The 15,101-nt window shown below is 70.3% G+C and carries 9 protein-coding genes; 2 read left to right on the top strand and 7 right to left on the bottom strand.

What is annotated here, in order from left to right:
* Window positions 1-20 precede the first annotated feature (20 nt).
* The 4 genes from uvrB to rpsA all read right to left on the bottom strand — a co-directional run bounded on the left by uvrB (window position 21) and on the right by rpsA (window position 4,894).
* On the bottom strand, window positions 21-2,057 hold the full coding sequence (gene uvrB / locus Q7L65_RS11090; RefSeq protein WP_304721147.1) for an excinuclease ABC subunit UvrB: 2,037 nt from the start codon (window positions 2,055-2,057) through the stop codon (window positions 21-23).
* Between the two features lie 101 nt (window positions 2,058-2,158).
* Entirely contained in the window at window positions 2,159-2,803 is a 645-nt protein-coding gene (locus tag Q7L65_RS11095; RefSeq protein WP_304721149.1) for a lytic transglycosylase domain-containing protein, read from the bottom strand.
* The gene (coaE, locus tag Q7L65_RS11100; RefSeq protein ID WP_304721198.1) at window positions 2,800-3,399 is read right to left on the bottom strand and encodes a dephospho-CoA kinase; all 600 of its coding nucleotides are present in this window, start codon (window positions 3,397-3,399) and stop codon (window positions 2,800-2,802) included. Before coaE ends, Q7L65_RS11095 begins: the two co-directional genes overlap by 4 nt.
* 7 nt (window positions 3,400-3,406) lie before the next feature.
* Window positions 3,407-4,894 carry a 30S ribosomal protein S1 gene (gene rpsA / locus Q7L65_RS11105; protein WP_370552551.1) on the bottom strand — a complete coding sequence of 496 codons (1,488 nt, stop codon included), beginning with the start codon at window positions 4,892-4,894 and terminating at the stop codon, window positions 3,407-3,409.
* 217 nt (window positions 4,895-5,111) lie between these two features.
* Here rpsA and Q7L65_RS11110 point away from each other — a divergent pair, with 217 nt between their 5' ends.
* Complete coding sequence (locus Q7L65_RS11110; protein WP_304721151.1) at window positions 5,112-6,281, top strand: FAD-dependent monooxygenase; 1,170 nt, start codon at window positions 5,112-5,114, stop codon at window positions 6,279-6,281.
* Window positions 6,282-6,374: 93 nt separating this feature from the next.
* Here Q7L65_RS11110 and Q7L65_RS11115 read toward each other — a convergent pair whose 3' ends face one another.
* Complete coding sequence (locus tag Q7L65_RS11115) at window positions 6,375-7,988, bottom strand: carboxyl transferase domain-containing protein (protein WP_304721152.1); 1,614 nt, start codon at window positions 7,986-7,988, stop codon at window positions 6,375-6,377.
* Window positions 7,989-8,248: 260 nt separating this feature from the next.
* Between Q7L65_RS11115 and Q7L65_RS11120 the strand changes: the two genes are divergently transcribed.
* Window positions 8,249-11,221, top strand: coding sequence for an amidase (locus Q7L65_RS11120; RefSeq protein ID WP_304721153.1), 2,973 nt, complete (start codon window positions 8,249-8,251; stop codon window positions 11,219-11,221).
* Here the strand turns inward: Q7L65_RS11120 and Q7L65_RS11125 are convergent.
* Together Q7L65_RS11125 and polA are read right to left on the bottom strand one after the other, a co-directional pair.
* On the bottom strand, window positions 11,218-12,300 hold the full coding sequence (locus tag Q7L65_RS11125; RefSeq protein ID WP_304721154.1) for an AI-2E family transporter: 1,083 nt from the start codon (window positions 12,298-12,300) through the stop codon (window positions 11,218-11,220). The genes Q7L65_RS11120 and Q7L65_RS11125 overlap by 4 nt on opposite strands.
* A 155-nt stretch (window positions 12,301-12,455) precedes the next feature.
* Entirely contained in the window at window positions 12,456-15,068 is a 2,613-nt protein-coding gene (gene polA / locus Q7L65_RS11130) for a DNA polymerase I (protein ID WP_304721155.1), read from the bottom strand.
* Window positions 15,069-15,101: the final 33 nt, after the last annotated feature.

A 15,101-nucleotide genomic window follows, 5' to 3' on the forward strand; every position in this document is an offset into this window, starting at 1 on the left:
CCGACCGGCGCACCGGCGCCCTAGACCGTCGGCGTCTTCGTCGCCGTCCGCTGCTCCGCCAATGCGATGTCGAAGTCGCGGCGCAGGGACTTGATCTCGTCGCGCAGGTTGGCGGCGTACTCGAAGCGGAGTTCTTCGGCGGCCTGGAGCATCTCTTCTTCGAGTTCGATGATCGCCTTTTCCAGCTCGGCCGGGTTCATCTGTCTGCCGCTGTCGATCTTCAGGCGACGTCTGCGGCCCTTGGGGACCTTCGACTCGGCCTGCAGGAACTCGGCGATGTCGGAGATGCCCTTGACGATCGACTCCGGGTTGATGCCGTGGTCCTCGTTGTACTTCAGCTGGATCGCGCGGCGGCGCTCGGTCTCCTCCAGGGCGATCGTCATCGCTCTGGTCTCCTTGTCGGCGTACATCACGACCTTGCCGCCGATGTTGCGGGCCGCGCGGCCGATCGTCTGGATCAGCGAGGTCGCTCCGCGCAGGAAGCCCTCCTTGTCCGCGTCGAGGATCGCGACGAGCGAGACCTCCGGCAGGTCGAGGCCCTCGCGCAGGAGGTTGACGCCGACGAGCACGTCATATTCGCCCAGGCGCAGCTCGCGGATGATCTGGATCCGCTCGATCGTGTCGACCTCCGAGTGGAGGTAGCGGACCTTGAAGCCGTTCTCCAGCAGGTAGCCGGTGAGGTCCTCCGACATTCTCTTCGTCAACGTCGTCACGAGCGTGCGCTCGTCTCTGTCGACGCGCAGCTTGATCTCGTTCATCAGATCGTCGATCTGGTTTCTCGTCGCGCGGACGTCTATCTCCGGGTCGATGATCCCCGTCGGGCGGACGATCTGCTCGACGATCCGCGGCGAGTGCGTGCGCTCGTACTCGCCCGGCGTCGCGGAGACGAACACCAGCTGCGGCACGATCGAGAGGAACTCCTCGAATCTCTGCGGGCGGTTGCCGAGCGCGCTCGGCAGACGAAAGCCGTAGTCGATCAGCGTCTGCTTGCGCGAGCGGTCGCCCTCGTACATGCCGCCGATCTGCGGCACGGTCTGGTGCGACTCGTCGATGAAGCAGACGAAGTCGTCGGGGAAGAAGTCGATCAGGCAGTACGGTCGCTCGCCCGGTCTGCGGCCGTCCATTATCTGCGAGTAGTTCTCGATGCCGGAGCAGAAGCCCATCTCGCGCAGCATCTCCATGTCGTACTGCGTGCGCTGGCGCAGGCGGTGCGACTCCAGCAGCTTGCCCTCTCTCTCCAACTGGGCGCAGCGCTCGTTCAGCTCGCGGCCGATCTCCGTCACCGCGTCGCCGATCTCGTCCTCGTCGACGTTGTAATGCGACGCCGGCCAAACCGCGGCGAACTCCATGTCCTCCTGGATCAGCTCGCCGGTGAGCGGATCGAAGTTCTGGACCTCCTCGATCTCGTCGCCGAAGAGAGTCGCGCGGTAGGCCGTCTCCGCGTAGGCCGGGAAGACCTCGAGCGTCTCCCCCCGCACGCGGAACGTGCCGCGCGAGAGGACGGTGTCGTTGCGGGTGTACTGGATCGAGACGAGCTTGCGCAGCACCTCGTCGCGGTCGACCATGCCGCCTCTTCTGAGGATCAGCATGTTGCGGTCGTACTTCTCCGGCGAGCCGAGGCCGTAGATGCTCGACACGCTCGCCACCACGATCACGTCTCTGCGCGCGAACAGCGAGGCGGTCGCCGAGTGGCGCAGGCGCTCGATCTCGGCGTTGATCGCCGAGTCCTTCTCGATATAGAGGTCGCGGCTGGGGACGTACGCCTCGGGCTGGTAGTAGTCGTAGTACGAGACGAAGTACTCGACGGCGTTGTCCGGGAAGTAGGTGCGGAACTCGTTGCAGAGCTGCGCGGCGAGCGTCTTGTTGTGCGCCATGATCAGCGCGGGGCGCTGGACGGCCTCGATCGTCGAGGCCATCGTCATCGTCTTGCCGGTGCCGGTGGCGCCGAGCAGCGTCAGATAGCGCTCGCCGGCCTCGATCCCGTCGGCCAGCGAGGCGATCGCCTTCGGCTGGTCGGCAGCCGGCGCATAGGTGGAGTCGAGGCGGAAGGGCGGCATCGGGAATCGACGATAGCGTGTGCCGCGGACGAACACACGTTCGCGCACGGACCGCCTCGGGACCGCGAAGTGCGCACGCGGCCCGCTCCCCAGCGCCCGCCCTAGCGAATCCCCAGCTCCGCCCCGTACGTTCTCGCGTACTCGCGTCTTGCCGTGCGCACGCGATCGACGTACTCGCGCGTCTCGGCGAACGGGATGTCGGCCTCGCTGAAGGTGTCGCCGCGCGCCTGCGCCTCCGCGATCCACTGGTTGACGTTGCCCATGCCGCCGTTGTAGGCCGCCAGGGCACGCACCTCGTCACCGTCGTAGTGGTCCAGCAGATAGCGCAGATACCAGCTGCCGTAGGCGATGTTGACTCTCGGCGTCGAGAGGTCCTCGATCGTGAAGGCGGTCCCGCCGGATCTCTGCGCGATGAACTGCGCCGTGTCGGGCATCAGCTGCATCAGGCCGAGCGCGCCCGCCGACGACGTCTGGTCGACGAACTTCGACTCCGCGTAGATGACGCCGGCGATCAGCGCCGGACTGAGGTCCTTCTCCTGCGCCTGCTGGCGGATCTCTGCCTCGTGCGCGATCGGCAGGCCCGAGATGTCTCTGACGGCGCTTCTGAAGAGCGGTGCCAGCAGCGCGATCCCGAGGATCAGCGCGCCCAGCGCGGCCACGAACAGGAACGCGCGACGACGGCGCGCGGCAGCGCGCCTGGCGGCGCGGCGGCGCGCCACGGTGGCCTGAGCGGCGGACGAGCTCATCGACTCAGCTTTGCAAGGACTGCCGACAGCTCCGCTTCGAGTTGCTCGACAGACCCGTCGTTGACGACGACGAAGGTCGCGCGGGCCGCCTTCTGCTCCTGCGTCAGCTGGCGCGAGGTCCGCTGCGCGACGGCGGCATGACCACGCGCGCCCGCGCGCTCGGCGCGCACGCGCTCGGGCGCGACGATCACGAGCGTCGCGTCGAAGGCGGCGTCCATGTTCGCCTCGAACAGCAGCGGCACCTCGTTGACGGCGGCGGGCGGCGGCGGATCCTGCGCCAGCACCTGCTCGCGCCACTCCTGCACCCGTGCGCCGACGCGGGGCCACAGCATCGACTCCAGCCATGCGCGTTCGTCCGGCGAGGAGAACGCGTGCGTCGCGACGGCGGCGCGATCCACCACGCCGCCGGGCGCGACCGCCTCGCCCCAGCGCGCGACGACCAGGTCGCGCACCTCGGGCGAGGCATACAGCTCGTGCACGACTTCGTCAGACGAGATCGTCGCCGCGCCGAGGCGCCGAAGCGCCGCGAGCGCGGTGGACTTCCCGGCGGCGATGCCGCCGGTCAGTCCAACGAATGGGACGTGCGCGTGTGCGATCGGTCCGTTACGCCTGCTGCGGCGCGTCGGCCTCGGCGACCGGCGCGTCCTCGGACTCGGCGGCGGCGTCAGCCTCCGCCTCGGCCGGAGCGGCGACCTCGACCTCGGGATCCTCGGCAGCCGCGGGCGCCTCCTCGGCGACGGCGGCCTCCACGGCGACGGCCTCGGCGGCCTCCACCTCGGCGACGACCTCGGGCGCGTCAGGCGCCTCGACAGCGGCGGCCTCTGCGACCGGCGCGTCCTCGGCCAAGACCGCAGCCTCGCCCTCGGCGACCGGCGCATCGTCGGCCGGAGCCTCTTCGCCCTCGGCCGGCGCGGCGACGGCGCCCTCCGGGTAGACGTCCTCCGACAGGCCCAGCTGCGGCACGTCGTCGTACTCGCCCGGCTCGCCGGCGGGGATCTCCTCGCCGTCGCCGTCGAGACGGCGGACCGGCAGGATCTGGCCCTCGACCCGCTTGATCGAGAGCGAGAGCCGGCGGCGCTCGGAGTCGATCTCGAGGATCTTGACCTTCACCTCGTCGTTGGGCTGGATGATCTCGCGCGGGTTCTCGACGTGGTGCTGCGCCAGCTCCGAGATGTGCACGAGGCCCTCGACGCCGTCGAGGATCTCGACGAACGCGCCGAACGTGACGACCTTCGTGACTCTGCCTTCGAGCTCGTCACCGACGTTGTAGGTGTCGACGACACGCTGCCACGGATCCTCCTGGGTCTGCTTGAGACCGAGGGAGATGCGCTGACGGTCGCGGTCGATGTCGAGCACCTTGACGCTGACGGTGTCGCCGATCGAGAGGATCTCGCTGGGGTGGTTCACATGCGACCACGACAGCTCCGAGATGTGAATCAGGCCGTCGATGCCGTCGAGGTCGACGAACGCGCCGAAGTCGACGATGTTCGAGATCGTGCCCTCGACGATCATGCCCGGCTGCAAGCGATCCAGGATCCGCTCGCGATCCTCTCTGCGCTGCTCCTCGAGCACCGCGCGACGGGAGAGGACGACGTTATTCCTCGAGCGGTTGAGCTCGATCACTCTGCACTCGATCGTCTGGCCGAGGTACTCGTCCAGGTGCGGCACGCGGCGGATGTCGACGAGCGAGGCGGGCAGGAAGCCGCGCACCCCGAGGTCGATGATGAGTCCGCCCTTGACGACCTCGATCACGGTTCCGTCGACCGGCTCGCCGGACTCGGCGGCGGCCTCGATGCGGCGCCAGGCCTTCTCGAAGCGGGCACGCTTCTTCGACAGGATCAGGCGGCCGTCCTGATCCTCCTTCGTGAGGACGAGTGCGTCGACCTCCTCGCCCATCTCGACTTCGTCCTTCGGGTCGACCGACTTGCGGATCGACAGCTCGTTGGACGGGATGACGCCCTCGGACTTGTAGCCGATGTCGACAAGGACCTCATCCTTGTCGATCCGGACGACGTGACCGGTGACAACGTCACCCTCCTCGAAGGGAGTGAGCGTCGCGTCGTAGTTCGGGACGATCTGGCCATCGATCATCAGCAGAAGGCCATCGGAGCCCTCCACGATCGTGGCGGTGGGCTGGACGTCGATAGTGGACATAGGGGAACCGGTAGGGAACGGGAGTACTGCAAGAAGCAGAGCCGATAAAGGGTACCTGAGTCCCGCCACCGCCGGAGGTCCGCATACGACCGTTGCCGACGCACGTTTCAGGGGCAGACCGGGTCGCCGCGCGCTCGCCGTAGAATCAGCCCCTATGCCGAAGCGTGCAACGAAGCGCGGTGCGGAGCGCACCCCCCTCTCCCGCGATGCCGACGTCCTCATCTGCGGGGCCAGCTTCGCGGGGCTCGCGATCGCCCGTGAGCTCGCGGGCGCGGGCGCGCGGGTTCTGATGATCGACCGCTACGAGGTCGGCGAGCGGCAGACGTCCGCGTGCGCCGCGCCGACGGACTGGCTGATCAACCTCGGCCTGATCGGCGCGCACCGGCAGACGTTCGACGAACTGGTGATCCACACGCCGCACACGAGCGTGCGCTATGCGCTGCCGTGGTCGTTCTCGACGTTCGACTACCCCGAGCTGTGCGCGCTGCTGCAGGAGCAGGGCGACGCCGACTTCGAGATCGCGAAGGTCGACGGGCGCACCGGCGACACCGTCCACACCGACCGCGGCGACCTGACCGCGCCGCTGATCGTCGACGCGCTCGGGTGGCGCCGGATCCTCGGCAGCGGGGCGAACATCCAGCCGCCCGAGGCGCTCCTGTCGCGCGGCCTGGAGGTCCATCCCAGAGGCGCCAGAGACGACCTCGAGATCTGGATCGACCGCTCCTACGTGCCAGCCGGCTACGGCTGGAGCTTCCCGGCCGACGACGAGGTGCGGATCGGCGTCGGCTCGTTCGACCCGCGCTTCCACGTCAAGGAGCCGACCGTCCGGCTGACCGCCGACCTCGCGCAGACGCCCGACGGCTTCCAGGGCAACTGGATCCCGCACGCGCTGCGCCCGGCGACCGACGACGGCGTCTTCATGGTCGGCGACTCGGCCGGCCACTGCCTGCCGCTGACCGCCGAGGGGATCCGCACCGCGTTGTACTTCGGGCTCGCATGCGGGCGCGAACTGCGCGCGGTCGTCGAGGGCACGCAGTCGCGCGAGGCGGCGCTCGGCCGCTACCACGCCTTCAGCGCCGGTCACAGATTCGCGTTCGACTCGATGCTGAAGGTGCAGAGACTCGTGCCGCGCGTGCACCCGCGCGCGCTGGCGCCGGCGCTGCGGGCGATGGGCTCCAAGCGCTTCGTCGACTGGTCGTTCGGCCACTACCTGAGGATCGCCCACCCCTCGTACGCGCTCGGCGGCCCGCACGGGTCGCGCTTCGCTTCGAGCGGCGGAGCATCGGCGTCAGACGCTGCGGCAGCTCCGGTCGGCGCGGCGTAGCGCGCGCTTCAGAACCCGCGTCGCTCCCGCCGACGACTGCTGAGAGATGTTGCAGAGACGTGCGCGGGCGTCTGTTAATTGATGCGTCGTTCGCTAGTTGCGCGGCGCGCCGAGTTCGCGCCAGCGGGTGGTGCGGGCTGCCAGGCGGGTGGCGTTGAGCCGGGCGAGACGGGGGTCGTCCGGCTCGGCGAGGCGGTTGGCGCCTGGCTCAGCGAGTCCGGTGGCGCCGGGGTCAGCGAGCAGCGCCGTCAACGCTTGCTCCAACGCCGCACGCACGCGGGCGAGGAACGCGTCGGGGTCCTCGTGCGCCGGGGTCGGCTCGGGGACGATCGTGTCGACGATGCCGTCCTGCAGCAGCTGCCACGAGGATCCGCCCTGGGTCGCGGCCAGTTCGGGCGCGTGATCGAGGTCGCGGTAGAGGATCGCGCTGGCGCCCTCGGGAGCGATCACCCCGAGCGAGGCGTTCTCGGCGCAGATGACGCGGTCGGCGTGCAGGAACGCGAGCGCGCCGCCGCTGCCGCCTTCACCCAGCAGGAGCGCGAGTGTCGGGACGGGTAGCGACCCCAGCTCTGCGAGGCAGCCGGCGATCTCCCCAGCCAGGCCGCCCCGCTCGGCGGCCTCGCTCAGCAGCGCCCCCGGCGTGTCGACGATCGTCACGACCGGCAGACTCAGTTCGGCCGCGAGCGCGAACGCCCGCCGGGCCTTGCGGTAGCCCGCCGGGCCGAGCGCGGGCGGCGCCCCGTCGGCCGCGCGCCGCTGCGCGACGACGACGACCGGCCTCCCGCACAGCCGGGCGAGCGCCGCGAGGCAGCCCGGATCGTCCGACTGCCCCGTGCGGTCCCCGCGCAGCTCGGTCACGTCCCGCGCCATCGCGTCGAGCACCGCCTGCGCACCGGGCCGCCGGCGATCGCGTGCGCGCAGCAGGGCGGCCCAAGCGTCGCGGTGGGTCGGGGCGCAATGGCTTGGCGGGCCGCACTCGGGCCCCGCGGCGGCCGCCGCTCCCGGCCCCGCCACCGCCAGCACCCGCGCCACCCGTTCGCGCAGCTCCCCCGGCTCCACCACATCGTCGAGCAGGCCGCCCGCGAGCAGCGTCTCAGCGCGCTGGACCCCGTCTGGAAGGGGCTCGCCGGTCAGCAGTTCGACCACGCGCGGGCCGGCGAAGCCGAGCAGGGCGCCGGAGAGCGCGAAGGTGACGCTGGCGAGCGATCCCCAGGACGCGAGCACGCCGCCGGTGGTCGGATCGTTCAGGCAGACGATGTACGGCAGGCCGGCGGCTCGCAGGCGCGTCGCCGCGGTCGCGAGCTTCGCCATCTGCACGAGCGCGAGCGTTCCCTCCTGCATGCGGGAGCCACCAGACGCCGGCAGCGCGATCAGCGGCAGCCGCCGCTCCCGCGCCCGCTCGAACGCCCGCGCGACGCGCTCGCCGGTCGCGACGCCGATCGAGCCGCCGAGGAAGCCGAACTCGCCCGCCACCAGCGCAATCGGGCGACCCGACACCATCGCCGCGCCCGTCAGGACCGACTCCCCCAGCCCTGTTCTCACGCGCGCGTCCGCGAGCCGCCCGGCGTACGGTCGCACGTCCGCGAAACCCAGCGGATCGGTCGAGACGACGTCTTCGTCCCACGCGGCGAAGCTGTCCGGATCCGCGACGAGCGCGATGCGGTCGCGCGCGGTCGCGGGAATCCGGTCGGTCAGCGGCGGCGCCATCGCCGGATCGTAGAGCGCACGCGCGCCCGCCTGCGTCACCAAGATGACCCCGCACGTTTCAACATCAATTACCAACGATTGCTTCCAATTGCCAATACCGCCACGGAATCGACACGTGGCCCAATCCCGCTCCGATCATCTCGGCCGCCGGGCCAACCACCGGTGACCGCAGCCGAGCCAGACTTCCCGGCCGGGCGCCCAGCGCGCCCGGCGGCTTCGCCCGAGCCCCCGGTCGGAGCCTCCCTCGCATAGGAGACCCCTTGGAGTCCTCGCAGTTCAGACGCCACCGCTGGCGTCATCGCTCCGGCGCGCGCGTGGCCGCGTTGGCCGCCCTCGGCGCGCTCGGCGCCGGCGCGCTCGCAACCGCGCCCGCCGAGGCGCTCAACTACGTCACCGGCGACAACGGCGACACCTGGCAGGTCCAGGACGCCGCGATTCCCGGCGTCGACACCGGCAGCGTCCGCACCACCACCGACGGAGGCCTGCAGGGCTTCGGCGGCCTGCGCGTGCGCATCTCCGGCCTCACGACGCCTCGTCTGAACGGCGCGCTGATGCGTGGCTTCGGGCTGCGCTACGACGGCCAGAGCCGCTTCAAGACGACGACCGACGTCGACATGGGCGGCGTCAGCGTCAGCCGCTCGATCCGCATCTCCAGAGCCGGCGGCTGGGGCCGCTGGCTCGACACGTTCACAAACACGAGCAAGACGACCGCGACCGTCGAGACGGCCTTCGGCGGGCAGCTCGGCTACAACACCGGCAGCAACCAGAGCCAGCTGCTGGACAGCTCCAGCGGCGACAGAGCGATCACGCCCGCTGACTCCTGGGCCGAGGTCGGCAGCCCGACGACGGACGCAGGGAACCCGAGCTTCAACGGCCCCAGCGCCGTCGTGATCGGCTCCCCGACGCCGTTCTCGGGCGGCCTGCTGAAGACCGGCAACTTCCTGCGCGACCCGTTCGACAACCCACTGGAGACGAGCGGCGACGAGGCCAACCACTACGGCTACGTCAACAAGTTCACGCTCGCGCCCGGGCAGACGAAGTCGCTCGCGCACTTCGTCGCGATCGGGCTGTCGGAGACGAGAGCGGCGCCGAACGGCGGCGCCAGACCGGCCGCCGGCTCGCAGGTGGCGGCCGTCAAGGCGACGGCCCAGACGCTCGCGGCGAGACCGGTCCTCGACGACCTCTCAGACGCCCAGATCTGCTCGCTCGTCAACTGGGACGTCGCCAACCTGACGGTCGCCGGCTTCACGCAGAGCAGCTGCGCGACCGCCGCGAGAATCGAGCCGACGGCGCACACCGATCCGCCGCCGACGCCGGTCACCAGCTCTCCCTACGACGTGACCGACAAGACGATCACGCAGATGCAGGCCGACATGGCGGCCGGCAGAGCGACCTCGCAGGAGATCACGCGCGCATACCTCGACCGGATCGCCGCCTACGACGTCGGCCAGAAGGGCTTCCACGCCTTCATCACGGTCGCCTCCGACGCGATGGCGCAGGCCCGCCAGGCCGACGCCGAGCGCGCGCTCGGCAGAAGCGGCGAGCTGCTCGGGATCCCGATGGCGATCAAGGACCTCTACGACACGAAGGACATGCCGACGACCGGCGGCAGCCTCGTCTTCGACGGCTTCCGCCCGCAGCGTGACGCCTTCCAGGTCGCGCAGCTGCGCAACGCCGGGGCCGTCATCCTCGGCAAGGCCAACCTCGCCGAGTACGCCAACGACGGCTACTTCAGCCCGAGCGCGTACGGCCAGGTGTGGAACGCGTTCGACCCGTCGAAGTCGTCGATCGGCTCCAGCGGCGGCTCGGCCGTCGCGGTCGCGACGAGCATGGCGGGCGCGGCGCTCGGCACGCAGACCGGCGACTCGCTGTGGGGCCCGTCGAGCGCCGCGAGCCTCTTCTCGCTGCGCGGCACCGACGGGATGGAGTCGACCGACGGCGTGATGCCGCTGACGTGGGCGCAGGACTACGGCGGCATCATCGCCCGCTCCGCACCCGACCTCGCGGCGCTGCTGAACACCGAGGCGGTCCCGAACCCGGCCGATCCGCTGACGTTCCAGGCCGACGGACACCGCCCGGCCGACTGGGACGCCTACCTCGACGCCGACGCGCTGAGAGGCAAGACGATCGGCTACTACCCGGACGCGTTCAGCGACCCGTTCGGCACGACCGGCACGAGAGACGCGATGTTCGCGGAGTTCAGATACTTCGAGGCCGCGGGCGCAAGAGTCGTCGCGATCCAGCCGCCGCCGGCCGCGCCGCCGTCGACCTCCGGCGACAAGGGCTACGAGGGCTGGCTCAGATGGATCGAGATCCACCCCGAGTCGCCGTACCAGGACCCGGGCGAGATCCTCAACAACCAGAGACGGCTGCCCGAGTTCCGTGCAGCGAGCACGACCTACAGCGGCACCGGTCCGATGACGGAGACCGAGCAGGCCGCCTTCCTCGCCTACCGCCAGGCGTACCGCGCCTCGCTGTCGGCGTGGATGGACGCGCAGCGCGTCGACGCCGTCGTCTTCCCCGGCCAGCTCAGCGACATACACCTCAACGACAGCATCCAGCCGAGCTTCGGCCGGCTGGACCCGCACGCCTCGGCGGCGGGGGTGCCGAACATGATCTTCCCGGTCGGCACCAACGACCACGGCCAGCCGATCAACCTGCAGCTCGAGGGCCGTCCGTTCGACGATCCGAAGCTGCTCGGGTTCGCGTATGCGTTCGAGCTGAGAGCGAACGGACACGTCGCGCCGGGCACGACGCCGGCGCTGACGTACGACGCGGGCGCGCAGCCGCACCCGATCGTCGTCGACACGCCGCCCCCGCCGATCACCGACCCGCCACACGGCGGTGGCGGTGACAGACCCGGCGAGGGCGACGGCGACGGCGGCCACCACGGTGAGGATCCCGGCCACGGCCACAGAAGATCTCACCCCAAGCCGACGGTCCACCTGACGAGCACCAAGATCGTGCTCGACCGCCACTGGCACTACGCGGTCGGCGTCGCCTGCGGCAGCGGTGCGGGCACCTGCCACGCGCGAGTCACCGTGACGCGCAAGGGCCACACGCTCGCCCACCGCACGGTCGCGATCAAGGCCGGCAAGAAGACGGTGGTTCGGTTCACCGCGCCGAAGTCGGTCAGACGCTCCCTCCCCCACGGCGGGACGCTGACAGCCCGCGTCGCGCTCGCGGGCGTGGGCGGGACCGTCGTGAAGAAGGTGACCGTGAAGAAGCGCTAGGGCAGATCGAGCTTCGCCCTCGACCCGCCGCCACCATCATCCGGCGGGTCGGCGGGCGGGGGCATGTCGACGCCCGGCGGCAGCTCGATCAGCGACGATCTGCGGTAATCCCACCATTCGCGGATCGCGATCTGGATCGAGGCCGCGACGGGGATCGCCAGCAGCGCGCCCATCACGCCGAAGAGCGTCGCGCCGAACAGCACGGACACCAGTACGACGAACGCGTGCACCTCGACCGCGCGTCTCTGGATCTGCGGCTGGATCATCGTGTTCTCGATCTGCTGGTAGGCGATCGCCCAGATCACCCAGACGATCGTCGCGACGGGGAAGTCGTGGAACGCGGTCACGATCCCGACCAGCAGTGCGCCGATCGTCGCGCCGACGAGCGGAATCAGGTCGAAGAGCGCCGTCAGCACCGCCAGCGGCGCCGCGAACGGCACGCCGAGGATCGTCAGCACTATGAACGTCGTGATGCCGGCGATCGTCGCCTGCAGCAGCGCCCCGCCGACGTAGTTGCCGACCGCGTTGGCGATTCTGTCGACCGCACGTCTGATCCGCGGCGCATGCTCGGGCCTGGCGAACTCGATCGCGCGGTCGACCCAGCGCCGACCTCCGGCGACCATGAAGATGCTGAGGATCAGGATGTTGAAGGCCGCGAACAGCGAGCCGACGATCGTGCTGCCGACGTTCGACAGCGTCGAGGCGGCGTCGTCGAGGTGCGTGGGCAGCTCCTCCGCGCGCTCTCTCAGTCTGTCGACGATGTTGTATTCCTTGTCCAGCTCCTTCAGGCGGTCGTTGTCGTTGACCCATCTCTGCAGGTCCTGGACGTAGCCGGGCACGTCGTTGGCGAGGTTGGTCGCCTCGCGCACCAGCGGCGGCACGACGATCGCGATGATCCCGGCGGGCACCAGCACGAGCCCCAGGTACGCGAGCGCGATCGCGATCCCGCGCGGCAGCTTGCGGCTCATCAGGTTGACCGGACCCGACAGCGCGACCGCGATGAACATCGCGATCACGATCCAGCTGACCGGCTTGCGCAGCCGCCAGATCAGCCACAGGAAGCCGACGATCACGAGCACGGTGATGACCGTCCGCGCGATCGTGCGGATGCTCAGGTCGAACGCCGACGGCCCGGATCCGGGCGCGCCGGCACCCCCCGCACCAGAAGGAGGGACAGGCGGGGTCGTGGGCGGCGGTGGCGGCGAGGCTGGCGGAAGGATCGGCGGAGAACCGCTCACTTCGCGTCCAGCCAGTTCGGGCCGATGCCCGCGTCGACGGTCAGCGGCGGATCCAGCTCGAGCGCGTCGACCATCATCGGGACGACCAGGTCGCGAGCGCGCTCGGCCTCCTCGGCCGGTCCCTCGAACAGCAGCTCGTCGTGGATCTGCAGGATCAGTCTCGTCGTCATGCCGGACTCGCGCAGCGCGCGGTCCGCGTTGACCATCGCGAGCTTGATGACGTCGGCTGCCGTGCCCTGGATGACGGTGTTGACGGCGAGCCGCTCGCCCAGCTGGCGCATCTGGAAGTTGCGCGCGCGCAGCTCCGGGATCTGCCGGCGACGGCCCATCAGCGTCGTCACGTAGCCCTGGTCGGTCGCCTGCTCGATCGTGTTTCTGATGAACTCGCGCACTGCCGGGAAGCCGTCGAGGTAGCGGTCGATGAACTCCTGCGCCTCCGCCTGCGGGATCTGCAGCCGGTCGGCGAGGCCGAAGGCGCTGAGGCCGTAGACGATCCCGTAGTTCACCATCTTCGCCTTCGAGCGCGAGCCCGCGTCGAGCTGCTCGGGGTCGACTCCGAGGATCGATGCGGCGGTGGCGGTGTGGACGTCCTCTCCACGGCGGAAGATCTCCTTCAGCACCTCCTCGCCGGCGATGTGCGCGAGGACGCGCAGCTCGACCTGCGAGTAGTCGGCAGAGATCAGGACGTTGCCCGGCTCGGCGATGAAGCATGCGCGGATCTCGCGCCCGAGCGGGGTGCGGATCGGGATGTTCTGCAGGTTCGGGTTGGTCGAGGAGAGCCGCCCGGTCGCGGCGGTCACCTGCCCGAAGGTCGTGTGGAGGCGGTGGTCGTCCGGCGAGATCAGCGTCGGGAACGCGTCGAGGTAGGTCGAGGCGAGCTTCGTCAGCTCGCGCCAGCGCTCTATCTTCTCGATCACCGGATGCTCGTGGCGGATCGCCTGCAGCACGCGCGCGTCGGTCGAGTAGCCGGTCTTGCCGCGTCTCTTTCTCGACAGCCCGAGCTTCTCGAACAGGATCGCGCCGAGCTGCTGCGGCGAGCCGATCATGAACTCCTCGCCGGTCAACTCGAAGATCTCGCGCTCCAGTGCCGTCGCCTCGTCCATCACGCGCGTGCGGATCGTCGCCAGCAGGTCCGTGTCGAGCTTGAGCCCGGCGGCCTCCATCTGGCGCAGCACGCGCACGAGCGGCAGCTCGATCTCGTCCATCAGCCGCACGAGGTCGCGCTCCTGCAGCTGGACGCGCTGCGCGGCCGTCAGCGCGTGGATCAGGACGGCGTCGGCCGCCGCCTCGTCATCGACCTTGGCGGCCAGTCCGCGCTCCTCCGCCAGCTCCGCCAGCGGATAGCCGCGGCGGGCCGGGTCGAGCAGGTAGGCGGCGATCAGCGTGTCGTGCACGAGCCGCTGCGGCACGACCTTCAGCGCCTTCGCGTCGTGTGCCAGCACGGGCCGCTCGCCGAGCGCCGCGGCCAGCAGCTCCGGCCCGGCGCCGTCGGCGCCGCATTCGCCCGCGAGCGCGTCGGCGCCGGCGTACGCGCCGAAGCGCCACGCCTCGGTCTCGCCGAACAGCGCGCCGTCGGGCTTCTCCGGCTCGCGCGCGGCGACCGCGATCTCGGCGCCGGCCGGCGCGAGCGCGGCGAGGTCGGCCGGCGCGCCGCCGCGGCGCACGGCGACCGCTATCGCCTGCTCGGCCTCGGGGCGCGGCGCGGCCTCGTCGTCGCTGTCGGCAAGCGCCTCCTCGATCCGCCGCAGCGGGTCGCGCAGTTCGAACTCGCGGAAGACCTCGCGCAGGCGCGAGCGGTCGGGTCTGGCGGTCGCGATCGCCTCGACGTCTATCTCGACGGGGAGGTCGCGCCGCATCGTCGCCAGCTGCTTGGAGATGCGCGCGTCCTCGGCGTGGGCGATCAGGTTCTCGCGCCGTCTCGTCGCTCTGATCTCGTGCGCGTGCTCCAGCACGCCCTCCAACGTCCCGAACTGCTGCAGCAGCTGGGCGGCCGTCTTGTCGCCGATCCCCGGCACGCCGGGGATGTTGTCCGACGTGTCGCCCTTGAGGCCGATGAAGTCCGGCACCAGCTCAGGCACGATCCCGTAGCGGTCGATCACGCCCTGGCGGTCGTAGATTCTCGTCTCGGTGATGCCGCGCGCGGTCGCCATGATCTCGACGCCGTCGTCGACGAGCTGGAACGAGTCGCGGTCGCCGGTGACGATCTTGACCGGGATCCCCCTCGCCTTCGCCTGCTCGGCGAGCGTCGCGATCACGTCGTCGGCCTCGAAGCCCTCCAGCGACACGTTCGCGTAGCCGAACGCGTCCACGAGCGGCTCCAGATGCGGCCATTGCTGCTTGAACAGGTCCGGCCGCGAGGAGCGCTGGGCCTTGTACTCGGGATAGACCTCTCTGCGGCCGGAATGGCCGCGGTCCCAGGCGACGATCGTCGATCTGGGCCCGTACTCCGTGAGGATCTTCACGAGCATCGAGGCGAAGCCGAAGATCGCGTTGGTCGGGAAGCCGTCCGACGTCGCGATCGACTCGGGCAGCGCGAAGAAGGCGCGATACGCGAGCGAGTTCCCGTCGATCAGGAACAGCTCGTCGTGCATGTGCGGGGGGGTCGCCACCGCAGGAAGAGTAGGGACCGCGGCGGCGTGGAA

Origin of the sequence: Conexibacter sp. CPCC 206217 (genome assembly GCF_030646165.1) — a bacterium.
In the GTDB taxonomy this organism is placed as follows: domain Bacteria; phylum Actinomycetota; class Thermoleophilia; order Solirubrobacterales; family Solirubrobacteraceae; genus Conexibacter.